The 23,243-nt window shown below is 65.4% G+C and carries 16 protein-coding genes, 5 pseudogenes and 1 riboswitch; of the genes and pseudogenes, 15 read left to right on the top strand and 6 right to left on the bottom strand.

Annotated features, from left to right (window positions below):
• Positions 1–27 precede the first annotated feature (27 nt).
• A pseudogene (locus AC0IX7_RS17080) lies at positions 28–695 on the top strand (MBL fold metallo-hydrolase).
• A gap of 283 nt (positions 696–978) precedes the next feature.
• Here the strand turns inward: AC0IX7_RS17080 and AC0IX7_RS17075 are convergent.
• Together AC0IX7_RS17075 and AC0IX7_RS17070 are read right to left on the bottom strand one after the other, a co-directional pair.
• Positions 979–2,591 (bottom strand): annotated as a pseudogene (locus AC0IX7_RS17075) (M28 family metallopeptidase); the annotation flags it as partial.
• Positions 2,588–3,031, bottom strand: a complete 444-nt coding sequence (locus AC0IX7_RS17070; RefSeq protein ID WP_471813020.1) for an MAPEG family protein — start codon at positions 3,029–3,031, stop codon at positions 2,588–2,590. The gene AC0IX7_RS17070 and the pseudogene AC0IX7_RS17075, both read right to left, overlap by 4 nt.
• A 233-nt stretch (positions 3,032–3,264) precedes the next feature.
• On the opposite strand from AC0IX7_RS17070, the pseudogene rpmF reads away from it, so the two are divergent.
• The 5 genes and pseudogenes from rpmF to AC0IX7_RS17045 form a co-directional block, all read left to right on the top strand.
• Positions 3,265–3,435: pseudogene (rpmF, locus tag AC0IX7_RS17065) on the top strand (50S ribosomal protein L32); the annotation flags it as partial.
• Between the two features lie 35 nt (positions 3,436–3,470).
• Positions 3,471–4,499: a phosphate acyltransferase PlsX gene (gene plsX, locus AC0IX7_RS17060; protein WP_131587388.1), complete on the top strand. Its 1,029-nt coding sequence runs from the start codon at positions 3,471–3,473 to the stop codon at positions 4,497–4,499.
• A pseudogene (locus AC0IX7_RS17055) lies at positions 4,496–5,463 on the top strand (beta-ketoacyl-ACP synthase III). The gene plsX and the pseudogene AC0IX7_RS17055 overlap by 4 nt, the downstream one beginning before the upstream one ends.
• A 94-nt stretch (positions 5,464–5,557) precedes the next feature.
• The gene (locus AC0IX7_RS17050) at positions 5,558–5,857 is read left to right on the top strand and encodes an integration host factor subunit alpha (RefSeq protein ID WP_128455114.1); all 300 of its coding nucleotides are present in this window, start codon (positions 5,558–5,560) and stop codon (positions 5,855–5,857) included.
• A 73-nt stretch (positions 5,858–5,930) separates the two neighbouring features.
• Entirely contained in the window at positions 5,931–6,290 is a 360-nt protein-coding gene (locus AC0IX7_RS17045) for a MerR family transcriptional regulator (protein WP_471813927.1), read from the top strand.
• Positions 6,291–6,362: 72 nt separating this feature from the next.
• Here AC0IX7_RS17045 and AC0IX7_RS17040 read toward each other — a convergent pair whose 3' ends face one another.
• On the bottom strand, positions 6,363–6,878 hold the full coding sequence (locus AC0IX7_RS17040) for a Ros/MucR family transcriptional regulator (protein ID WP_471813019.1): 516 nt from the start codon (positions 6,876–6,878) through the stop codon (positions 6,363–6,365).
• Positions 6,879–7,631: 753 nt separating this feature from the next.
• Positions 7,632–8,057, bottom strand: coding sequence for an organic hydroperoxide resistance protein (locus AC0IX7_RS17035; protein WP_471813017.1), 426 nt, complete (start codon positions 8,055–8,057; stop codon positions 7,632–7,634).
• Between the two features lie 119 nt (positions 8,058–8,176).
• Between AC0IX7_RS17035 and AC0IX7_RS17030 the strand changes: the two genes are divergently transcribed.
• The 7 genes from AC0IX7_RS17030 (at position 8,177) to AC0IX7_RS17000 (ending at position 15,512) form a co-directional block, all read left to right on the top strand.
• Positions 8,177–8,626 carry a MarR family winged helix-turn-helix transcriptional regulator gene (locus AC0IX7_RS17030; protein ID WP_471813015.1) on the top strand — a complete coding sequence of 150 codons (450 nt, stop codon included), beginning with the start codon at positions 8,177–8,179 and terminating at the stop codon, positions 8,624–8,626.
• Between the two features lie 107 nt (positions 8,627–8,733).
• Positions 8,734–10,314 carry a sensor histidine kinase gene (locus AC0IX7_RS17025; RefSeq protein ID WP_471813013.1) on the top strand — a complete coding sequence of 527 codons (1,581 nt, stop codon included), beginning with the start codon at positions 8,734–8,736 and terminating at the stop codon, positions 10,312–10,314.
• Positions 10,311–10,895 (top strand): response regulator transcription factor, encoded by a 585-nt coding sequence (locus AC0IX7_RS17020; RefSeq protein ID WP_471813011.1) that lies wholly within the window; start codon positions 10,311–10,313, stop codon positions 10,893–10,895. The genes AC0IX7_RS17025 and AC0IX7_RS17020 overlap by 4 nt, the downstream gene beginning before the upstream one ends.
• Positions 10,896–11,145: 250 nt before the next feature.
• Positions 11,146–11,472: a hypothetical protein gene (locus AC0IX7_RS17015; RefSeq protein WP_471813009.1), complete on the top strand. Its 327-nt coding sequence runs from the start codon at positions 11,146–11,148 to the stop codon at positions 11,470–11,472.
• Between the two features lie 81 nt (positions 11,473–11,553).
• Positions 11,554–11,780: riboswitch (cobalamin riboswitch) on the top strand.
• A 111-nt stretch (positions 11,781–11,891) separates the two neighbouring features.
• Positions 11,892–14,063, top strand: coding sequence for a TonB-dependent receptor (locus tag AC0IX7_RS17010; RefSeq protein ID WP_471813007.1), 2,172 nt, complete (start codon positions 11,892–11,894; stop codon positions 14,061–14,063).
• The gene (locus AC0IX7_RS17005) at positions 14,050–14,454 is read left to right on the top strand and encodes a hypothetical protein (RefSeq protein ID WP_471813006.1); all 405 of its coding nucleotides are present in this window, start codon (positions 14,050–14,052) and stop codon (positions 14,452–14,454) included. Before AC0IX7_RS17010 ends, AC0IX7_RS17005 begins: the two co-directional genes overlap by 14 nt.
• Positions 14,346–15,512, top strand: a complete 1,167-nt coding sequence (locus AC0IX7_RS17000; RefSeq protein ID WP_471813004.1) for a PepSY domain-containing protein — start codon at positions 14,346–14,348, stop codon at positions 15,510–15,512. The genes AC0IX7_RS17005 and AC0IX7_RS17000 overlap by 109 nt, the downstream gene beginning before the upstream one ends.
• Positions 15,513–15,530: 18 nt before the next feature.
• Here AC0IX7_RS17000 and AC0IX7_RS16995 read toward each other — a convergent pair.
• Positions 15,531–16,507, bottom strand: a pseudogene (locus AC0IX7_RS16995) (NAD-dependent epimerase/dehydratase family protein).
• Positions 16,508–16,509: 2 nt separating this feature from the next.
• Positions 16,510–17,811, bottom strand: coding sequence for a UDP-glucose dehydrogenase family protein (locus tag AC0IX7_RS16990; protein WP_471813002.1), 1,302 nt, complete (start codon positions 17,809–17,811; stop codon positions 16,510–16,512).
• 283 nt (positions 17,812–18,094) lie between these two features.
• Between AC0IX7_RS16990 and AC0IX7_RS16985 the strand changes: the two genes are divergently transcribed.
• On the top strand, positions 18,095–21,166 hold the full coding sequence (locus AC0IX7_RS16985; protein WP_471813001.1) for an RHS repeat domain-containing protein: 3,072 nt from the start codon (positions 18,095–18,097) through the stop codon (positions 21,164–21,166).
• 31 nt (positions 21,167–21,197) lie between these two features.
• Complete coding sequence (locus AC0IX7_RS16980; protein WP_471813000.1) at positions 21,198–23,207, top strand: hypothetical protein; 2,010 nt, start codon at positions 21,198–21,200, stop codon at positions 23,205–23,207.
• The last annotated feature ends 36 nt before the right edge of the window (positions 23,208–23,243 follow it).

The following is a 23,243-nucleotide window of genomic DNA, read 5'->3' as shown; positions in this document are numbered from 1 at the left end:
ACCGATGCGCTATCCTATTTCGGGGCCATGACAAATCCAGCCACTCCGCCCCTGCGCGCCGCGATCGTGCCGGTCACGCCGATCCAGCAGAACTGCACGATCCTCTGGTGCACGACGACGATGAAGGCCGCGGTGATCGATCCCGGCGGCGACCTGCCGCGGATCATGGCGGCGGTCGAACAGGCGGGGGTCACGGTCGAGAAGATCCTGCTGACGCATGGGCATATCGACCATGCCGGCGGCGCGAAGCGGCTGTCGAACGATCTCGGCGTGCCGATCGAGGGCCCGCACGAGGCGGATCGTTTCTGGTTGCAGCGGCTTGATCAGGATGGGCCGAAATATGGGATTTCCGGCGTGAATTTCGAACCGGACCGGTGGCTGGTGGAGGGCGATACGGTCTCGGTCGGCGATCTGGTGCTCGATGTGTACGAGACGCCGGGGCATACCGAGGGGCATGTGATCTTCCATCACGCGCCGTCGAAGTTCGCACAGGTTGGGGACGTGTTGTTCCAGGGTTCGGTCGGGCGTTCGGACATGCCTGGGGGAATCATCAGGTGCTGGTGAAGTCGATCGTCGAGAAGCTCTGGCCGCTCGGGAGCGATACGAGCTTCATTCCGGGGCATGGGCCGGCGAGCACGTTCGCGCATGAGCGGGCGACGAATATGTTCGTGAGCGATCGGGCGTTGGCGGCGTAACGTCCGCTCGCGGCCCCACCTGTTCCCCCGCGAACCTTCCTGTTCCCTCGCGAACGCGGGGGTCCAGGATACCAAGCGGATAGCGCCCGTAACCCTGGGCTCCCGCCTTCGCGGGAGAACATGAAGTAGAAGAGGCGCCACCTTCCCAACGCCCCCACCCCGGCGAAGGCCGGGGCCCAATTGGGGGACGTAGATTGGGTAGGTAGCGCGACGTTACTGCAACCTTTCCTATTGGGCCCCGGCCTTCGCCGGGGTGGCATTCCTTGCGATCTTCTACTCCGCTCCCCGCCGTCTCAGCCCTCACGGACTTGAACTCCGAACCGTTGCGCCATTCCGGCCACAAGCGGCTGTTCGCCAGCTTCGTGCCGATCGTCTGGAACAGGTCCACATCCTGCGCCGCGCCGCGCAGATCCCAGTCCGCGCTCCAAGCGTCGCAGGTCTGGTGATAGCATTTCATATAGCCGTCGAGCCAAGCCTGCCCTGCAGTCCGGCCACCGTTGACCAGGTCGGGTGCGCCGCTGATCGCCATCAGCAGCAGTGTCGGCACGCCGCGTCGCGCGACCGAGAAATGGTCGGCGCGGTAGAACAGCCCGCGTTCGGGCAGGGCTTCGGGGGTTACGACGCGGCCTTGCGCCGTCGCCGCGTCACCCAGCATGTCCTCGAGGCTGTTCTGCCCTGCACCGACCAGCATGACGTCCTTCGCGGGGCCTGCGGTCTGGAGGATGTCGAGCGTCAGATTGGCGACCGTCTTCGCCGCCGGATAGACCGGGTTCACCGCGTAGGTCTCCGAGCCGAGCAGCCCGCGCTCCTCGCCGCTCCACAGCGCAAAGACGAGGCTGCGGTCGGTGCGGGGGCCTTGGCGAATTTGCGCGCGAGTTCGAGCACGCCGGCCACGCCGAGCCCGTCATCGTTCGCGCCGGGGCGGATCGTGCGGCCCTGCGCGTCGGGCGCGCCGATCCCGTAGGCGTCCCAGTGCGCGCCGAACATCACGACCTCGTCGGGATGCGTCTTGCCCGGCAGTTTCGCCAGCACGTTCTGGCTTACGGCGGTGTCGTGCTGCACCGGCAGGTCGGTGGTGAACGCCTGCTTCAGCGCGACCGGGCGGAAGTCGCTCCGCCGCGCGGCCTTGCGCATCTCTGCCAGATCAAGGCCCGAGGCAGCGAACAACCGAGTCGCCGCACCACCTTCCAGCCAGCCTTGGAGCATCACCCGCGACTCGGGATCTTTCCGCACGATATCGTAATTCTCGCCAGCTGGGGCGGTGACGGTGTTCCAGCCATAGCCCGCGCCCGGCGTGTCGTGGACGATCAGCGCCGCGACCGCCCCTCGCCTTGCCGCCTCCTCGTACTTGTACGTCCAGCGGCCGTAATAAGTCATCCGCCGGTCGCCGAACCTGCCCTTCGCATCGTCGCCCGCGACCGCTTCGAAATCGGGGTCGTTGACGAGGAACACCGCGACCTTGCCCTTGAGATCGAGGCCCTTGAAGTCGTCCCAGCCGCGCTCGGGCGCGCTGACGCCGTAGCCGACGAACACCATCGGCGCGTTGGCGATCGCGACGCGATCGACGCCGCGCACGGTGCTCAGATAGACGTCACGCCCCTGCGCCAGCGTCGTATCGCCAGCACGGACGGTGCCCGAGCCCATGCGCGTGTGGACGAGCGGCACAGGCTGCGTCCAGCTGCCGTTCGGCCCACCGGGCTGCGCCTTCATCGCCTTGAACTGCGCGATCAGCCAGGCGATCGTCTTGGTCTCGCCCGGCGTGCCGGGAGCACGGCCCTCGAACGCGTCAGACGCTAGTGTCTTTACGTCCGCGGACAATCGCTCGGGCGAGACCTGCGCCACGGCAGGGGACGCAGCCAACAGCGCCGCGGCGGGAAGGAAGCGAAACGCGCTCATGCCCGACCACCCGACGGCACGACCTGGAACGTCTTCGCGGCGGGCACGCTGTTCGCCTGATACGCGATCGCCAGCGCCCAGCAGGCAAGCACCGCCATCAATGCCCAGGTCGCCAGCGCACCACCGGCCCGCGGCACGCTCGACGTCGCCCGGTCCATGCCGAACGCGTGCGCCACGCGGGCGATCACGAACACGACGCCCGCGATCCACAGCCACATCGTCGATCCGCCGGCGAGTTCGATCAGCCCCAGCAGGATCAGGATGAACGGCGCATATTCGGTGAAGTTCGCATGCGCGCGCATCCGCCCCTGCAACAGCGCATTGCCGTTATCGCCCAGCAGCACCTTGTCCTTCACCCGGATCGGCACGATTCGGAAGGCGAGCCACAGATTGACGACGGCCGCAGCCGCTGCGATCGTCAGTGTCACGGGTAATATCACGGCGTTGCCCCTCGTTGGATGTCGGATCGGGTCCTGCCACTCGCGACCAATGGTTGCAACGCGGGGGCGAAAGCTTGCAACGCGGGACGAAATCGCTATAGCGCCACGCTTCGCGAGCGTCAGGCCGCATGGGTTGCTTCAGGCGGCCGGCATTCATGTCGGTTGCCGAGTTCCGTGTCCGGGCGTACTCAGAGCCCCGACCTTTAGATTGAACAAGGTGCCGAAATGGCCGTCCCCAAAAGAAAACCTCGCCCTCCAAGCGCGGCATGCGCCGTGGCCACGACTCGCTCACGATCGCGTCGTTCCAGGAATGCCCGAACTGCGGCGAACTGAAGCGCCCGCACAACCTCTGCGGCTCGTGCGGCCATTACAATGGTCGTGAAATCCTCTCGGTCGAGGGTTGAGGTCGCAAGCCTCTAACTTGAACGAAGGATAGCGAATGCCCGACAGCGGCTGGATCGCGGTCGATGCGATGGGTGGCGATGACGGGCTGGCAGTGATGCTCGCCGGTGTCGCTCTCGCACGTCATCAATTCGAGGGCATGCGCTTCCTGCTGGTCGGCGACGAAGCTGCGATTCGCGAGGGGCTCAAGGCTCATCCGAACCTGTCGCAGCATTCGGAGATCGTCCACGCGCCGGAAGTCGTCGGGTCGAGCGAAAAGCCGACCCAGGCGATTCGCCGCGCCAAGAAGACCTCGATGGGCATCGCGATCGACCTGGTGAAACAGGGTCGCGCCGCCGCCGCAGTGTCGTCGGGCAATACCGGCGCGCTGATGGCGATGGCGAAGCTGTCGTTGCGGATGCTGCCCGGGATCGACCGACCGGCACTCGCGGCGCGTCTGCCGACGCTCGGCGATACCGACATGGTCATGCTCGACCTCGGCGCGAACACCGAGTGCGACGCACGCAACCTCGTTCAGTTCGCGATCATGGGCGCCGCCTATGCGCGCACCGCACTCGACATCCCGCATCCTCGTGTGGCACTGCTGAACATCGGCAGCGAAGACATGAAGGGCACGGACGAGATCCGCGATGCGGCCGCGCAATTGCGGGCGACGCCAGCGGTCGACATGCAGTTCAACGGCTTCATCGAGGGCGACCGACTGTCGCGCGGCGAAGTCGACGTGGTCGTGTGCGACGGCTTCTCCGGAAACATCGCGCTGAAGACCGCCGAGGGCACTGCGCGATTCGTCGCCGACCTGCTCAAGCGCGCCTTCCGCAGCTCGGTCCGCTCGAAGCTCGGCTTCCTGATTTCGCGGCCAGCAACCGAATTGCTGCGCGATCACCTCGATCCCAACAATCACAACGGCGCGGTCTTTCTCGGGCTCAACGGCATCGTCGTGAAGAGCCACGGCGGTGCGACCGATCGCGGCGTCGCGACCGCGATCGGCAATGCCGCCAAGATGGTCCGCAACGATCTGATCCGGCGCATCGCCGACGATCTCGGCAGCGTGGAGAAGGCGGCATGATCCGTTCGGTCGTCATCGGCACGGGTTCGGCCCTGCCCGCGCGTCGCGTGTCCAACGCCGAACTCGCGGAACAGGTCGACACCAGCGACGAGTGGATCGTCGAGCGCACCGGCATCCGCTTCCGCCACATTGCCGGCGAAGGCGAGACGACCGGGACTCTGGCCGCCGACGCGTGCCGCGCTGCTTGACCGCCGCCGGCATCGAGGCGCAGGACATCGACCTGATCGTGCTCGCGACCGCGACACCCGACCAGACCTTCCCCGCCAGCGCCACCAAGGTGCAGGCGATGCTCGGTATCAACGACTGTGTCGCGTTCGACGTCGCCGCGGTCTGTTCGGGCTTCCTGTACGCGGTGCAGGTGGTCGACAGCATGATCCGCAGCGGCGTCGCCAAGCGCGCGCTGGTGATCGGCGCTGAGACGTTCAGCCGCATCCTCGACTGGGAAGACCGGACGACCTGCGTGCTGTTCGGCGACGGCGCCGGCGCGATCGTGCTCGAGGCGCAGGACACCGCGGACGAAGGCGGCCGCGGCATCCTGACGACCAAGCTGCACGCCGATGGCCGGCATAACGAACTCCTCTATGTCGACGGCGGCGTCTCGACGACCGGCACCGTCGGCAAGCTCCGCATGAAGGGCCGCGAGGTGTTCCGCCACGCGGTCACCAATCTCGCCTCGGTGATGACCGAATCGCTGGCTATGGCCGGGCTCGAGGCGGATCAGGTCGACTGGGTCGTACCGCATCAGGCGAACGCCCGTATCCTCGACGCGACCGCGCGGAAGCTGGGCCTGGCGCCTGCGAAAGTCGTCGTTACCGTCGATCAGCACGCCAACACGTCGGCCGCATCGGTGCCGCTCGCGCTCGACGTTGCAGTCCGCGACGGGCGCATCCAGCAGGGCCAGATCGTCGTTCTCGAGGCGATGGGTGGCGGGTTTACCTGGGGTGCCGCGGTTATCCGCTTCTAATCCCTTCGAAAGATATCGATTCGCTTGTAGAACAAATCCCTTCCGATCGCCTTCGTGCCTGTGTAGGAGAAGCGCCGAGTCTGGGAGCTTGCGAATGACTATGACTGGCACTTTGACGCGGGCCGATCTGGCCGAGTCGCTTCACCGGGAAGTTGGACTGTCGCGTGCGGATTCGTCCAAGATCGTCGAACAGATCCTCGCAGAAATGTGTGGCGCTCTGTCGCACGGTGAGAACGTGAAGATTTCGGGGTTCGGTACGTTCGTGCTCCGCGACAAGGGCGAGCGCGTCGGGCGCAACCCGAAGACCGGCATCGAGGTGCCGATCGCACCGCGCCGCGTCCTCACCTTCCGCGCGAGCCAGATGATGCGTGAGCGCATCGTCGGTGCCGGCTGAATTCATGCCTGGCGACGCCGACGACGGCGCGCCCTCGACCGGCGGGACGGGCTCGACAGTTGAGGCGGGTTCGATGCCTGGCACCAAGACCGAGGCGGCGTTTCGCACGATCGGCGAACTGGCCGCCGACACCGGGCTGCCGCAGCATATCCTGCGCTATTGGGAAACGCGGTTCCCGCAGCTCCGTCCGCTCCAGCGCGCCGGCAATCGTCGCTATTACCGGGCCGAGGACGTGGCGCTGGTCCGGCGGATCGACACGCTGCTGAACCGCGAGGGCTATACCGTGCGCGGTGTGCAGCAATTGCTGTCCGGCGAGAAATCCGCACCGGCCGCAAGCGGTTCGGCTACCCCGGTACAGGTGCAGTCACCGATCCCCGCATTGAAGGCGATCCGGGCGCTGCTGGCGCAGGCGCTGATCGAGGACGCCGCCTGAGCGCGTTCTCCGACGGGCGTTCTTAAGGGCTATCGGAGAACACGGGGAAGGCTCGGCCCTCCCCGCATAGTCTCAGGCGTCGCTGCCCAGCGTCTTCTTGGCGGCATCGAGTGCTGCCTTGCCGGTCTTGCGGACCGTCTTGACCGCGCCATCGGCAGCCTTTTCGACGGTCGAGCCGGCCTTGCGACCCAGACCGATCGACTTCGCCATCGCGCGGCGTGCTTCCGAATAGGTCGCGGCGACCATCGGATAGTCGGGCTTCAGGTTGAAGCGCTCGCGGTACTGCTCCGGCGTCAGACCGTTGGTCGAAAGATGACGACGCAACGTCTTGTACTTCTTGCCGTCCAGCATCGAGATGATGTGATCCGGCGACGCGAGCGACTTGCGCACCGAAACCGCCGGCTCGGATGCAGGAACCGCAGCAGCTTCGGGCTCGGCTTCGCCGTTACCGGAGAGCTTTGCGACAGCGGCATGCATCGCCACGAGAAAGGCCGGCACGTCATCGGCCGCAGTGCGGGTGTTGGGGTTTGCCAGCCATGCTGCCGTCAGTTCGGCAGCAAGCTCGACCGTGTTAATCGTATCCGTCACGCTATTTCCTTGAATTCATCATGCATCCCCCGGCGGACGCCTACAACCTTTGTTCGCGAATGAACACTGTATGTTTGCGGATAATTGCGATCCAATACTCGGACCGAACTGGATAGAATGCGTTTCGCCGCTTCTGGGACAATCGCGGCTCGAACATTATCGACTAGGCCTTGATGTTCCGGGTCTATCGATATCCACCAATGCGCGACGAAGGACCGCGTCGGATGGACAAGACCTTGACCATGCAAATCGTTCCAGAACGTCGACACTATCTTTGCCGGCATCACCGCGTCATTCGCCGGGATATTATCGGGTGCGGGGACAGGCGCTATCAACGCCGGAGCGATGTCGGGAGCGCTAATCCCGACGGCAGGTCCATCCTGACAGACCTGATCTCCCTGATCTTGTCTTCATCATCGCGACGATGCGTCCTCCTTTGGAGACTAGCGCTGCATGCCGATCCAACCGCAGAGATCACCTCCGCGCGCGACGCCGGAATGACCGATCGATTGGTTGCGATCCCGCCGAGGCCGAAACCGACAGGCGGCCGAATAGCGCGGTGATGCCATGACGTAGCGACCTAGCCGTTGATCATCGGACGCATAACTCGGCAGGCGTCCGAACTATCCGCACCTTATCGAAGACACGGCTAAACGGGCGTGGGACGCGTCGGGAAGAGGGCCGTCTAGTCTGGCTGCCCCCTTCCCTATCGTTCGCACACCCGGGTCGTCGGCCCGGATCGTCTAGCGAATGTCAGGCGAGCGTCAGGCCTACATCGACGTTGCCGCGCGTCGCGTTCGAATACGGGCAAATCTGATGCGCCGCCTCCACCAGCTTTTCCGCCTGATCGCGCTCGATACCCGGCAGCGAGACGGTAAGATCGGCGGTGATGCCGAAGCCACCGGCCGAACGCGGCCCGATGCCGACCTTTGCAGTGACCGAGACGTCGTCGGGGATCTTCATCTTCAGCTGCTGGCCGGCGACCTTCAGTGCGCCGATGAAGCATGCGGAATAGCCTGCCGCGAACAACTGCTCGGGATTGCTGCCGTTGCCGCCGGCGCCGCCGAGTTCCTTCGGGGTCGAAAGCGCTACGTCGAAACGGCCGTCCTGCGAGCGCGCATGACCGTCGCGACCGCCGGTTGCGGTGGCTTCGGTGGTGTACTTGACGTCGACCGACATGATGTATCTCCGTGTTTGTTATCGCGATAAGGGATTTAGGGAGTCTCGATGCCGGCGTCCAGTACAATTTGTTGCGATAATCATTTTTGTGCTAATCGATGCGGATAAGGAGTCCTGCCGTGCCCGATCCGCTGCCGCTAGATGATCAGCTCTGTTTCTCGCTCTACGCCGCGACCATCGCGATAAACCGCGCGTACAAGCCGGTGCTCGATCGGCTGGGGATCACCTACCCGCAGTTTCTCGTTCTCCAGACGCTGAACGAAGCGGAGGACGGTTGCTCGATCGGAGCGATCGCAGACCGGCTGGCGCTCGAGCCGAGCACCATCACGCCATTGGCGAAGCGGCTGGAGGCCGCCGGGCTGGTGACGCGGGTGCGCAACCCTGCTGACGAACGCCAGGTCCGGGTGCGCCTGACCGGCGCCGGCAAGGCCCGCTGGGCGGAGACCGGATGTCTGGGGCCGCTGATCGTGGAGCGATCGGGGATGACGCCCGACCGTCTGGCGGCTCTCAATACCGAAGTCGCCGCGCTCCGCCGCGCGCTGGCTGACAGCCGACCAGCCCCGTCCTGACCGTTCCCGTGGTCAGGGCCCCGCGTTCAAGGACCCGCGTTCAGGGACCCGCGTTCAGGGAATTGCCCGGATAGGCGACAGCGGCTCGATCGTGCAAACAGCCGACAATGACTCCGCGCGCGCCCGTCCCTGCCCCGTTTCGCGTATCCCTTCCCGATCTGCCATGGTTGCTCGGCTACGCGGTGGCGTTCTGGGTGACGCACCATATCGCCTCGGAATGGGGCGGTCGGGGCTTCTATTCGCTGCTCTATCCCGCGGCGGGTTTCCGCATGGCGCTGCTATGGCGGCGCGGTCCCCGGCTGCTCCCGGGATTGATAATCGCCGAGATTCTGGTGCAGTGCACGACGGGCGTGATCGATCTCCGTTCTCCAGAATGGGCAATCCACCTGACCGGAGTCATCAGGCCGCCGCTAGCTTATGGCCTGGTCGTCCTGCTCGTTCGCCATGTCGCGGGCCGTGCCCATACGAGCATGAGCGTGGCGCCGATGCCGCTCGGGCTTGCGTCGGTCGGCGCACCGATCGCCGCGGCCCTGGCCGCCTTGCCATGGTCGTTGCTGCGTCCCGACCTGACCGGCGTTTCCGGGCTGCGCGACGTGGTGACGTCGCTGACCGGATTCGTGGTCGGCGACCTGCTGGGGGTCCTGCTGCTCACGCCGCCGCTGCTCTGGCTCGCCGAATTCCTGTCCGGCACCGCATCGCGGCCGGAGAAGCCACGGACATCCGCCGTGATCGAGGCCGTCGGTGTTCTAGCCACCTCGATAGGAACCGAGATCCTGCTCGCGAAAATCGGCCTCGGGACGCCCCATACGCCCGTGCTGCTGGCGGTCGCATGGATAGGCCTGCGATCCGGCCGCACCGCGAGTTGGCTTGCCATCGCCGTCGTCGCCGCGATCGTGCTGCCGCGCACCGCAATGCCGATGCGGATGGACGAACGGCTGGCCCTGCATATGAGCCTCGCCTCGATCATGGTCGTCGGGTATCTCGCCGGCAGCTTCGCCGATGCGCAGGCCAGAGCGCGCGGCGATCTCGAACGCCGGGATCGCCTGCTGTTCCAGGCCGAGCGATTGAAGACGTTGCGCGCTATGTCGGTCGCGGTCATCCACGAGATCAGCCAACCTTTGTCCACACTGGCGATCGAGGCCAAGCACCTGCATGAGATCACCGTCTCGGCCGACCCAGAGATCGCCACGACCGCGGCGTTGATCGATCGCAAGGCAGCCGCGCTCTCCACGCTGGTCCGTCGATTGCGGCGCTTCGGGGGAAGAGCGGTCGACGAACCGACGCCGTTACCGCTGGCGGCGCTGATCGATACCGTCGCGGCGTTGGCACATCCCGAAGCGAAATCCCGGGGAGTGACGCTCGCAATCGAAACGGTCGACCCGGACCTCGTCGTACTCGCCCAGGAAGTGGAACTGGCGCAGGCGATCGTCAACCTCGTGCGCAATGCCATCCAGGCCCGCGGCGACGGCCAGGTGTCGCTTGACGTGACAAGCGAGGACGGCAAAGCCCGTATCGTCGTGACGAACCGATCTCGCCCCGATCGCAGTCCACAGCCTGGCATGGGTATCGGCGTCCTCGTGGCCCGCGCGATCGTCGAGGCGCATGGCGGCAGCCTTACCAGAGCAAGCGATGACACCGGCGAAACCCGTGCGACGATCCTCCTCCCGTTGCTGGGTGAAACCGAATGACCGATCCTACCCGCGGACTCGTCTATGTCGTCGATGACGATCGGGATCTCGGTGCTGCCGTCGCCCGGTTGCTCGGTCGCCACGGCCATGTCGCCGAGCCGTTCCTCGATCCTGTGCCGCTGCTTGCGGTATACGGGCAGGCACCCGCGCATTGCATCGTCACCGACGTGATGATGGGCGACATCGACGGGTTCGACTTTGCCGATCGGGTTCGCGCCGTCGACCCTACCGTCGCGATCGTCTTCATGACCGCATGGCCGACGACCGCCAACGCGGTCGATGCGGTGCGGCGCTATGGTGGCCTCGACTATCTCGAAAAACCGATCGACGAGGATCGGCTGCTGGCCGCAGTGTGCGAAGGCGTCGCCTGGTCGAAGACACAGCGATCGGCGCTTGCACGCACCGCGACGCTAACACCGCGCCAGCGCCAAGTGTTCGATCTGCTGGTCAAGGGACACAATAACCAGGCGATCGCCGCCGCACTCGCCATCAGTCCCAAGACGGTGGAGGACCACAGGGCCGCGATCGTCGCCAAGACCGGTACCAACGGCATCGCTCAATTGATCGCACTCGCCCGGTAACGCGCACGCAGCTCCGTATATTTCCCGGGTTGGGAGCACCGCAACTTCGAGATACCGATCGCCGATGATGACGTCGTGAGATCGGGTATACATTGCCAGCCTTGAAAGAACTGTCCGTATCCTGCCGGATGAACGTCAATGGCAAATGGTCGAACGGATGTATCCATGACGTATCGGATCGGGGACTTCTCGTCTCCAGCGCGATGCCCCCGGCTATTGGCACATATGTCGATATCCGGCGGGGGCTCTCGTGATCATCGGACGTGTCGTCTGGAGCGGTGGCAGTCGCTTCGGCGTACGGACCCAGGACCCGGTCAGCGTCGCCGCGCTTCTGAGCGAATCCCCGCCCGCGCGTGGTCCGGCAAACGTCGATCGGCGAAGCCAGATCCGCGAAGACTTCAGCAGGCACGTAATCCAGCGGGCCGATCGCAGCAAACGCCACTCATCGGCTTTGCAGTTCATATGCCTGACGATCATCGGCATGGGGGTGGCGTGCTTCGCGGCGATGCTCTGTTATCGGGCGCTCACCACCCCGATTGGCGCCGTAGCCGAGCTGCTCGGCGGGCCCGTGACGTGAGCGACATACGCTAAGTATCGGCGAAAGAAGGTCATATAAAGAATTCTTTATATGACGCTTGACCGTCTTCCGGGAAGCTGGGACACGGGGCGCGTCGAGGTTCTTCGGTCGCGCAATCGTCCCGAAGCTAAGACGGGAAGCCGGTGCGGATCTCCTTTTAGGAACCAGGTCCCAGGCCGGCGCTGCCCCCGCAACTGTAAGCGGCGAGCGACGGTCGACGAGTGTCACTGGCGGTAGGACCCGCCGGGAAGGCCAGACCGGCGTCATGACCCGCGAGCCAGGATACCTGCCTCCGACGCGATAACGTCCACCGGCGGGGATTCCGGGCTGGCTGCTTGCATGCACGCGGCCGGACAGTCCGAACGCGGCCTGTTTCGCGTCCATCCGTCTTCTTCGCCCTTCATCGGGGTATGAAGACCATGAACATCACGATCGGCGCACGACGGAAACGCCACTACGCCTGCATCGCCGCCGGTTTTGTCATCGGGCTGCCGGCGGCGGCCAATGCGCAAACCGCCGAACCCACATCCGAGGACATTCTGGTGACGGGCCGCCATGAAGCGGATCTGACGGTGCCCAACGGAACGGCCAGTCGGCTCAACCTGTCGCCGCTGGAGACGCCGGCGACGCTGTCGGTCATCGACGGCGCCACGATCCGCGCGCGGGGCGACATGGCGATCGCCGATGCGGAAAGCCGCGCGCCGGGCATCACCAGCGTCGGCAATCTCGGCAATGGCGGCACAGCGCTCGCGGCACGGGGGTTCAGCGGCCAGGGGTCGGTGCTCCAGCTGATCGACGGCGTGCGGCTGTTTCCTGCGGCCGGGACGCTTACTTTCCCGACCGATCCGTGGATGGTCGAGCGGATCGACATCCTCAACGGGCCTGCGTCAGTGTTATACGGTCAAGGCGCGCTCGGCGGTGCGGTCAACGTGCTGATGCGCAAGCCGAATACCCGGCGCACCGAAATCGATGGCGAGATCGGCTATGGCTCGCAAGACACCTTCCATGTCGCCGCAGGCGCCGGGGGACCGGCAGGCGAAGACCTGTCCTACCGCATCGACGGCAGCTATCGCCGGTCCGACGGGTATGTCGACCGAGGGCAATCGCGCAGTTACGCACTGTCCGCGACGCTGCGCTGGGCACCGACCGATACGCTCGCCGTCACGGTTCGCGACGATTACGGCAGCCAGCACCCGATGCGCTATTTCGGCACGCCGTTGATCGGCGGGCGGCTCGACGACGGCAACCGACGCCGCAACTACAACACGCGCGACGGCTATGTCCGCTTTCGCGACAACCGCACCAGCCTCCAGGTCGACTGGACACCATCGACGGCGCTGACCGTCAGCAACCAGGCGTATCGGCTGACGTCGAAACGCTCCTGGCTCAACCTCGAAAGCTATTGCTGGGTCGCGACCGATGGCGCCTGCCCGAATGGCAACGGTGGCGGCGCAGCGACACCCGGCAGCATCTACCGCACCGACATGACCGGCATCGTCCACGACCAGACGCAATGGGGCGATCAGGGTAGCGTGACGGTCCGCACGCCGATCGCGGATGGCCTGTCCAATGACATCGTCGTTGGATTCGACGTTAACCTGATCAAGCTGACCTATTCGCATAATTTCGGGGCCGCGTCGCAGGTGTCGGAGGTCGATCCGTACGATTTCGATCCGGGCGTCATCGTCGACACGCAGGGGATCGCGCCACGCTATCGGACGCGGACGACCGAATATGCGATGTTTGCCGAGGACCGGCTGAAGCTGGGCGAGCAGGTCTCGATCGTCGGCGGGATCCGCTACGAACGCGACCGGATCCAGCGCTGGACGATCGACGGCGCCACCGAAGCCTTCGCGCTCGACAAGCGCCTGCACAACACGACGTGGCGCGTCGGCAGCGTCTACCAGCCGATCCCCACCGTTTCGCTCTATGCCCAGTACGCGACCGGGGTCGATCCACTGGGCACGCTGACCACCTATTCGACCGGGCAAGCCCAGTTCAGCAACGCCGTCGGCAATCAGGTCGAGGTCGGCGCCAAGGCGGTGTTCCTCGACGGCCGCGGCACCGCGACCCTGGCGGCGTACCGCATCGTCAAGACGGGGCTGCTGGCGCAACTCACGCCGACCAGCCCGATCGAGCAGGTCGGGCAGCGATCCGCCAAGGGGATCGAGGCCGCGGTCTCGATCGATCTGCCAAGGGGTTTCGGGTTCGATGCGAACGGCAGCGTTCTGAACGCCCGGTTCGACGACTTCATGTCGGAGACCGCGAACTACGCCGGCAACACCCCGCCCGAGGTGCCCGAGACGATGGCGAACCTGTGGCTGCGCTGGACCGCCACGCCGGCCGTCCAGGCCCGCGCCGGGCTGCGCTATGTCGGCCGCCGATTCTCCGACAATGCCAACGACTTCCGGATCCCCGGATATGTGACGGTCGATACCACATTGTCCTATGCGATGACCCCGCGCGTCGCCGTGGATCTTCACGTCTACAACCTGTTCGACGCGGCCTATGCGATCAACAGCTACGGGGTACAGCAATGGGTCCTGGGCCGTCCTCGTTCAGTGGACGTCTCGCTCCGTGCCGGTTTCTAGCCGCCGCCCCGCATCGCTCGCCAAGCTAGGCCGGCGCTGGCTCTATCTCGTGCACCGCTGGATCGGGATTGCGAGTTGCCTGCTGTTCGCGATGTGGTTTTCGTCGGGGCTCGTGATGATCTACGTCCCCTACCCCTCGCTCACGCCAGCCGAGCAAATGGCCCGCGCGGAGCCGATCGACTGGCGGGCGGTGGACGTGCCGCCGCCGCTCGATGCCGGGCGATGGCCACGAGAGCTGCTGCTCGAAATGCGCGACGATGTGCCGGTCTGGCGGATCGAGACATGGGAGGGCGAGCGGCGCACGATCGCCGCGCACCGGGGGCCACGCTTGCCGAGGTCGATGCCGGCTATGCCGCGCGCATCGCTCGCCGCTTCGGGCAGGCGCCCGTAGCCGACACCGAGCGGTTGACGCGTGACCAGTGGACCGTGGCCGGCGGGTTCGACCGGCATCGCCCCTTGTGGAAGGTGACGCTCGCAGATTCGCATGGGAGCGAACTCTACGTTTCCTCTTCGACGGGCAGCGTGGTGCAGTCGACGACCCGGCGCGAGCGGCTGTGGAACTGGCTCGGTTCGGTGCCGCACTGGCTGTACCCGACCGTTCTGCGGCAGGATAACGCGGCATGGCGCCAGATCGTGATGTGGGTTTCGGGACCGTGCATCGCCGCCGCCGTCGCGGGGATGTGGATCGGAATCCTCCGGACGCGGCTCGGCCGGCACCGGTTCAGCGGTGGCCGCGCGTCGCCTTATCGCGGCTGGATGCTGTGGCACCATCTGGCCGGACTGGTCGGCGGCGGCTTCCTGATCGCTTGGATCGTCAGCGGTTGGCTCTCGGTCGATCCGGGCCATCTGTTTCGCAGCGTCCCGCCGGCCGAAGCCGCCGCCCGAACCTACGCCGCCGCAGATCAGGTCTCCGCAGTGCAGTTCGATCGGCTCGCCACTGCAGGCGCGGGGACCGTCCGTGCGCGTCTGACCGACTATGCGAACACGCCACTCGTCGTCCTCGACTATGCGGATGGCCGACGGACCACGCTGAGCGCAGCCTCGCTCACGCCCGCGCGTCCTACCACTCGCGCCATCGTCGCTGCCGCGCGCCGCCTTCAGGCGGGCGCCTCGCTGATCGCGCTCGATCGGCTGACGACGCCCGACGCCTATTGGTATCAGGTCGGCGACATGCCGCGCCTGCCGATCCTGCACCTGCGCTTCGACGACCCGGCCTCGACCTGGCTGTATGTCGACCCTGCGACCGGCGAGGTGCTCGCGACGGTCGACCGTCGGCGCCGCATCTATCGCTGGGCGTTCGACCTCCTCCACAAATGGGACCTGAACGTCCTGACGCAGCATCGCCCGATCTGGGATCTGCTGTTGTGGCTGGGATCGATCGCCGGACTGGTGACGTCGATCAGCGGCGTCTGGTTGGGATGGAAGAGGCTGCAACGGCGACGGCCGTAAGCAGCGGGCGTCCCGGCCTCAGATCTTGTAGTAGTCTCGGTACCATTGGGCGAAGCGGGTCAGGCCCTCTTCGAGCATCACTTCAGGCTTGTAGCCGGTCAGGGCCTTGAGCTTCGACACGTCCGCATAGGTCGCGGTGACGTCGCCTGGCTGCATCGGCTTCATGATCTTCACTGCCTCGCGTCCGATCGCGGTTTCCAGCGTCGAGATCATCTCCATCAGGCCGACCGGATGGCTGTCGCCGATGTTGAGCACGCGGTGCTCGCGCAGGGCCAGGGGATGATCGAGCGCGCCGACGATACCGGTCACGATATCGTCGATATAGGTGAAGTCGCGCGCCATCTTGCCCTCGCCGTAAACCTCGATCGGCTGCCCGGCCAAGATTTTGTCGGTGAAGGAGAAGTAGGCCATGTCCGGCCGCCCCCAGGGGCCATAGACGGTAAAGAACCGCAGGCCGGTCTGCGGGAAACCGTAGAGCGTCGCATAGGACTGGCTCATCAATTCGCAGGCGCGCTTGGTCGCCGCATACAGCGATACCGGCATGACCGACGGTTCGTCCTCGCTGAACCCCTGCCCGCCCATCGGCTTGTCGCCATAGACCGAGCTGGACGAGGCATAGACCAGATGCTCGAACTGCGGCTGGTGCCGGCACGCCTCCATCACCGCAAGATGCCCCGCGAGGTTCGACTTCTCGTAGGCGAACGGGTTTTCGATGCTGTACCGAACCCCGCCTGCGCCGCGAGATGCACCACCCGGGTCACGCCGTTGTCGGATACCAGACGCGCCACGCCCTCGACATCCGACACATCCATCCGGTGGAACGCGAAGTTCCGCTTCCCCTCGAAGGTCGCCAGCCGGGCCTCTTTCAACCGCGGGTCGTAGTAATCGTTGACGTTGTCGATACCGATCACCGTCTCGCCGCGATCGAGCAGACGGTGCGCCGTCGCATGGCCGATAAAGCCTGCGGTACCGGTAACGAGAACGGGCGCGGCCACGGTCAGCGGCCCACCGCGATGTAGGTGAAGCCGGCGTTCTCGACGATGTCGCGCGGGTAGATGTTGCGGAGATCGATCAGGATCGGCTCCGACAGCAGCGACTTCACGCGCTTCAGATCGAGCGCACGGAACGCGTCCCATTCGGTGACGATGACGAGCGCATCGGCGCCTTCCATCGTCGCATAGGTGTCGTCCTTGAAATCGACGTTCTGGAGCAGCTTGGCGGCCTGTTCCATGCCCTCGGGATCATAAGCCTGCACGCGAGCGCCGGCGTCCTGCAACAACTGGATTACCGCGATGGCGGGGCTGTCGCGCATGTCGTCGGTGTTCGGCTTGAACGTCAGGCCCAGCACCGCGACCGTCTTGCCGCGGACTTCGTCGCCCATCGCCGCAATGACCTTGCGGCCCATCGCGCGCTTGCGGTTCTCGTTGACCGCGACGACCGCCTCGACGATCCGCTGCGGCGCTTCGTAATCCTGGCTGGTCTTGAGCAGCGCCAGCGTGTCCTTGGGGAAGCACGAGCCGCCATAGCCCGGCCCCGCATTGAGGAACTTCGCGCCGATCCGGTTGTCGAGCCCGATGCCGCGCGCGACCTCCTGAACGTCGGCCCCGACCTTTTCGCAGAGATCGGCGATCTCGTTGATGAAGGTGATCTTGGTCGCGAGGAACGCGTTGCCGGCGTATTTGGTCAGTTCGGCGCCGCGCCGCGACATCTCGATCACCGGCGAGCGGTTCAGGCTCAGCGGGCGATAGATTTCGCGCATCACGGCCATCGCGCGCTCGTCATGGCCGCCGATGACGACGCGGTCGGGCCGCTTGAAGTCGTCGATCGCGGCGCCTTCGCGCAGGAATTCGGGGTTGGACACGACGGCGAATTCCGCATCCGGGTTGTTCTCCCGCAGGATCCGCTCGACTTCGTCGCCGGTGCCGACCGGGACGGTCGACTTGGTGATGACGACGGTAAAGCCGCTGACCGCGGTCGCGACTTCGGCAGCCGCCGCGAAGACGTAACCGAGATCGGCATGGCCATCGCCGCGCCGCGACGGCGTGCCGACCGCGATGAACACCGCCTCGGCACCCTTGACGCCTTCGGTCAGGTCGGTGGTGAACGCCAGGCGGCCGCCCTTGACGTTGGTTTCGACCAGCGCCTGGAGGCCCGGCTCGAAGATCGGGATCCGACCCGCATGCAGCGCGTCGATCTTGCTTGCGTCCTTGTCGACGCAAACGACGTCATGACCGAAGTCGGCAAAACATGCCCCCGACACCAGTCCGACATACCCTGTTCCAATTACCGCGATCCGCATGGTCGTTTACTCACATCTGGCAGGGTCTGCGGGCAGACCAACTCTGCTGCATAGCAGCGTGTGGGGCATGCTGGTGCGGCCTTTCCGGCATTTTGGCAAGGGGTCCAGCGACAGCCTGCCCTCCAGTCGGGACGCGTTCCGTTTCTGCAATCGGGCTGCGACAAATTTGCTGCATCGCAAAATATATTGTAAAAAAGACAGCTAACGCGATTTTAACGCTTTTGATTAGCCTCGGTGCCATGAGTTTCTGCGAGGTGCACGGGCGACGTTATGGAGATCCGCCATGCCTAACTCGACCGCTTCCGCCACCTCGTTTCTGTCGACGCTGGGCGTTAACGCTCACTCCGGCAACGCTAATAATGCGTACGGCAATGCCAGCATGACGATCAGCAGCCTGAACTATCTGGGCATCGGCACGGTGCGCGATACGTTACCGGGGTCGGGAATCGGTAACGCAGTCGTTAACGCAATGGCGGCCGCGGGGGTCAAATTCGACTTCGTGACGTCGTCTGGCCTGCCCGCGACCGGGGCGTCGGGGCTGGCGAACTATGTCGCGTCGCTCGAGGACTTCCAGACCCGGCATGCCGGCAGCATCGTCGCGATCGAGGGCCTGAACGAGGTCAACACGCAGGAGTTCAGCTATAACGGCAGCGGCTCGCTGACGGCGGCGGTCGAGTATCAGAAGGCGCTGTATACCGCGATCAAGGGCAATGCCGGGCTGTCGGGCGTGTCGGTCATCAACCTGTCGGTCGCACTGGAAAGCCCGTCGGCCTATGCGGCGATCGGCGATCTCGGCGCCTATTCCGATTACGCCAACGCGCATGCCTATACCGCGTCGGGCGGACTGTCCGACAAGGTGATGGAGGCATCGATGGCGCGCGCCGCGGCGGCGTCCAAGGGCGACAAGATCGTCATCACCGAGACCGGCTACACCACGCTGTCGAGCGATCCCGGCCTCGGCGTCAACGAAAGCGCGCAGGCCAAGCTGACCGTCAACGCACTGCTCACCGCGTTCGAGAACGGATCGAGCCAGACGTTCCTGTACGAACTGTTCGACAGCAGCCTCAACCCGGACGGCGCGGAGAAGGAGTTCCATTTCGGCCTGTTCAACGCCGACGGCACGCCCAAGCAGGCGGCGACCGCGGTCCACAACCTGACAAGCCTGCTCTCCTATGTCGATGCGGGGACCGGCACCGCGGCGTCGGCCGCGACCGCCTATTCGCTGGACGGCATGCCGGCCGACGGCCATTCGCTGACGCTGACCAAGACCAACGGCGCCTATGACATCCTGCTGTGGCGCGATGCCAATCTGTGGAACACCACCACCCAGTCCGAAAACGCGCTGGCGACGAAGACCGTCACGATCGATCTCGGCGGCATGCAGAAGACGGTATACGTCTATGATCCGCTGCGGGGCAGCGCGCCGATCGCGAGCTATACCAACGTCAGCCAGATCACGCTGGCCGTCGGCGATCGCGCTCTGGTCGTCGAAGTCGGGTCGAAGTCCGCCTATACCGAGACCGCCACTGCGGTTCCCGCCGCGCTGAGTACGACCGCGGACGGGCTGGTCGCACAGATCGACAAGCTGGCGGGATCGACCGGGTTGAAGACGATCGCGCTGACCGACAGCGCGGTGCTGAACGTCGCCTCGGTATCGACGATGCGGTACATGATCGCCAATTACGGCGACGTACTGGCGAAGATCGACGGCGGCTATTCGTTCAAGGTCACCGAGACCGGCGTCGGCTGGAAGGAAGAACAGGCGTTCGACGCCAAGGGCATCCTCGTCTCGACCGCCGACTATGGCTATCTCGGCGGCGTCATTTCGAACATCCATACCGAATATGCGACCGGCGTGATCAGCGACCAGAGCTATACCATGGGCAAGCTGTCGGCGACGATCGTCGACGATCCGAAGCTCGGGCGGACCGTCACCAGCTACGACATCGCGACCGGCAAGCCGGCATCGATGACGGTCGCCGGCAAGGACGGCAGCAATGCCGCGACGATCTACAAGAACGGTATCGTGTCGACCTACACGCTGACCGCGGCAGACGGCTCGAAGGTCACCGACACCTACGACGCCGCCGGCAAGCGGGTCAGCGAGGTCCAGGTCGATACCAAGAACGTCTGGACGACGCTGCAATATGACGCGAGCGGTGACGTCTCGCGCAAGTTCGTGCAGCGGCCCGACGGCAGCAGCGAGAGCTATGCGTTCAAGCTGACCGGCCTCGCCTATGTCACCGAGCACCAGGTGGTGAACACCAAGGGCGTGGTGACGCTGGTCGAGCGACTGCGCGCCGACGGCACGCCGGTCACCACCGCGCAGACCTTTGCCGACGGCGGCAAGATCTCCAGCACGTACGGCGCCAACGGCCAGTTGCTGACCAAGGTGACGAACGCGGCGGACGGCACGCGCACCTCGCTGACCTACGATGCGACCACCAGCAAGCTGGCGTCGAGCGTGGTGCAGACCGCGGCCGGAGCGACCACGACGATAACCTATGTCGCAGGCGTGATGAGCGACCGGACGCTGGTCCGCGCCGACGGCAGCCGCACCTCGGAGACGTTCGACGCGACCGGGTTGAAGACGCGGCAGGTCGATGTCGACACCGCCAAGACCTATACCACGCAGGTCTTCGACGCGACGACCGGCAAGCCGCAGCGCACCTATGTGCAATATACCGACGGGCGCAGCATCGTCACCAGCTACAACGTCACCGGCAAATCCTATGTGACCGAGGTCCAGACCACCGACAAGGCGGGCAAGGTCGTCTCGGTAGTGCGGCGCCATGCCGACGGTACGCTCGACTATACCGACTCGTACGCGGCCGACGGCAAGCGCACGACGACGAGCTATGACGCGACCGGCCACCGGCTCAACCAGACGATCACCGCGGTCGGCGGCGGGCGCGTGATCACCACCTACGACCCGACCACCGGCGGGCTGAAGAGCCTGCTCGAACTGGCCGCCAACGGCGCGATCATCCGCAGCCAGACCTATAGCGGCGGCGGCCTGGTGAACGAGGACGTCGTCAACGAGCAGGGCAAGGTCACCTACACTTACAACAGCGCGGGCGCGAAGATCTCGCAGTTGCAGACCGACCCCGACGGCACGAAGACGACGACGTTGTACGACGCGACCTCGGGTGCGGTCACCAAGGTGTATGTCGCCAATCCCGACGGCAGCGGCGAAACCCGCGCCTATGGCCTGACCGGCCTCGCCTGGACCACCGAGATCCAGGTGACGGACGCCACCGGCAAGATGGTGTCGCTGACCTCGCAGCGCCGCCGACGGCCGGCTGGTCTCGACCGAGATCGTCCAGGGCAGCTCGAAGATCACGACGGCGTATGATTCGCAGGGCCGTCGCCAGACCGAGACGACGGTGACGGGCGACGTCGCCAAGGACGGTACGCGGACGGTGCTGACCTATGATCCGGCGACCGCGACATTGCTGTCGCGCGTCGTCCAGTCGGCGGTCGGCGGGACGGTCACCACCAGCTTCAAGGCCGGCATCGTCGCGCAGATGGTCTCGGTACTGCCCGACGGCAGCCGCTCGACCGTGACGTACGACGCCGCGGGCAAGAAGACCAACGAAGTGACGGTCGATACCGCGGGCACCTGGACCACGTCGGTTCTCGACGGCACGGGTGCCGTGTCGAAGCGCTATATCAAGAACGCCGACGGCAGCGGCGAGACGCAATCGTTCGGCATCACAGGTCAGGCCTGGACCACCGAGCGCAGCGTGTTCGACGCCAAGGGCAAGGTCACGCTGGTCGTGCGCAGTCATGCCGATGGCAGCCTGGCGTATCAGGAAACCAACGCCGCCGACGGCGCGCGTCTCCTCCAGACCTACGACGCGACGGGCAAGCTCAGCCAGTCGGTGGCGATCGCCGCGACCGGCGAAACGCATACGCAGCAGTTCGATGCGACCACCGGGTTGATCACGCGCGACATCGGCCAGCTGGTCAACGGCGATGTCGCCACCTCGCTCTACGAGAACGGCAAACTCGCCAGCCGGCGGACCCAGGTCGCGGCCGGCGGCAAGATCGTCGAGGCCTACAACGCCGACGGATCGCGCACCGCCGACACCTATACCGCCGCCGGGATCCGCACGACCGCGGTGATCGTCGATGCTGCGGGCAGCTGGAACACGACGCTGTACGACGCGACCACCGGCAAGCTGACGAGCAACTTCATCGAACGCGCCGACGGTACCGCCGAGAACACGCTGTATAACGTCACCGGCAAATCCTACGTCACGCAGACCCAGCTCGTCGACGGCAAGGGCGTGGTCGTCTCGGTCGTGCGCAAGCACGGTGACGGGACGCTCGATTATACCGAGACGCGCAATCCCGACGGCACCAGCCTGCTGACCTATTACGACGCCACGGGCCGGAAGACGAAGGCCGCGACGATCGGCAGCGACAGCACGCAGACCAGCGAATACGACGCCGAGACCGGCGCGCTCGTGACCCGGATCGACGAGTCGAACGGGATCAAGCACAGCCGCGGCTTCGACACCGCGGGCCGGTTGATCAAGGACGTCACCGTCGATGCGCAGGGGCAGTGGACGACCCTGCTGTACGACCAGTCCGGGAGGGTCACGCGCAAATATGTGACCGCGCCGGACGGCTCGGCCGTCAACACCGTCTATATGCCGACCGGCTCCGACTATGCGATCGGCGTGGTCAAGACCGATACGACCGGCAAGACGATCTCGGTCGATCGCACCCGCACCGACGGCAGCCGCGCCTATGCCGAGGTGAACGACGCGACCGGGCGGACGCAGCAATATTTCGACATCGCCGGCCGCGAGCAGAGCAAGGTCGTGACCGATGCGACCGGGCGTACGACGATGAACTTCGATACCGCGAAGGATCAGCTCTCCTCCAGCAAGACCGAGCTTGCCGGCGGTGGCAGCGTCGTTCGCAGCTACACTGCGGGCGTGATGACGGGCCGTACGACGACCACCGCCGCGGGCGTCGCGACGACCGAGAGCTTTACGACCGCGGGCCATGCGATCGCCGATGTCCGGAACGCGGCGAGCGGCTATGACGCGATCCTGGTCGGCGGCGCGGGCGGGGTCACCGGCTCGGTGGCGGACGAACTGCTGCTGGTCGACCGCAGCGGTGCGACCGTTGCCGGCGGTGGCGGCGACGATCGTTTCCTCGTCACGCTGGGTACGTCGGCGACGATCGCGGACTTCGGTGCGGGCCACGATCTGCTCGATCTCTCGGCGTTCGCGAAGTCGGGATACCAGCCGATGATGGAGATATCGGGCAGCGACCTGACCGTGAAATACGATCAGGGTGCGACGATCACGCTGACCGGGGCGGCGGCGCACCGACTGGTGCAGACCTCGGCTAACAGCGGCGTTTACGCATTCGGCTGACGCTTTGCGGCGCGCGTACCGGTTTAAGCGGTGAAG

The sequence above is a fragment of the Sphingomonas sp. AC411 genome, from assembly GCF_979253035.1.
Note: the sequence above shows the minus strand (reverse complement) of the source record. Positions and strands in the feature narration are given on the sequence as shown.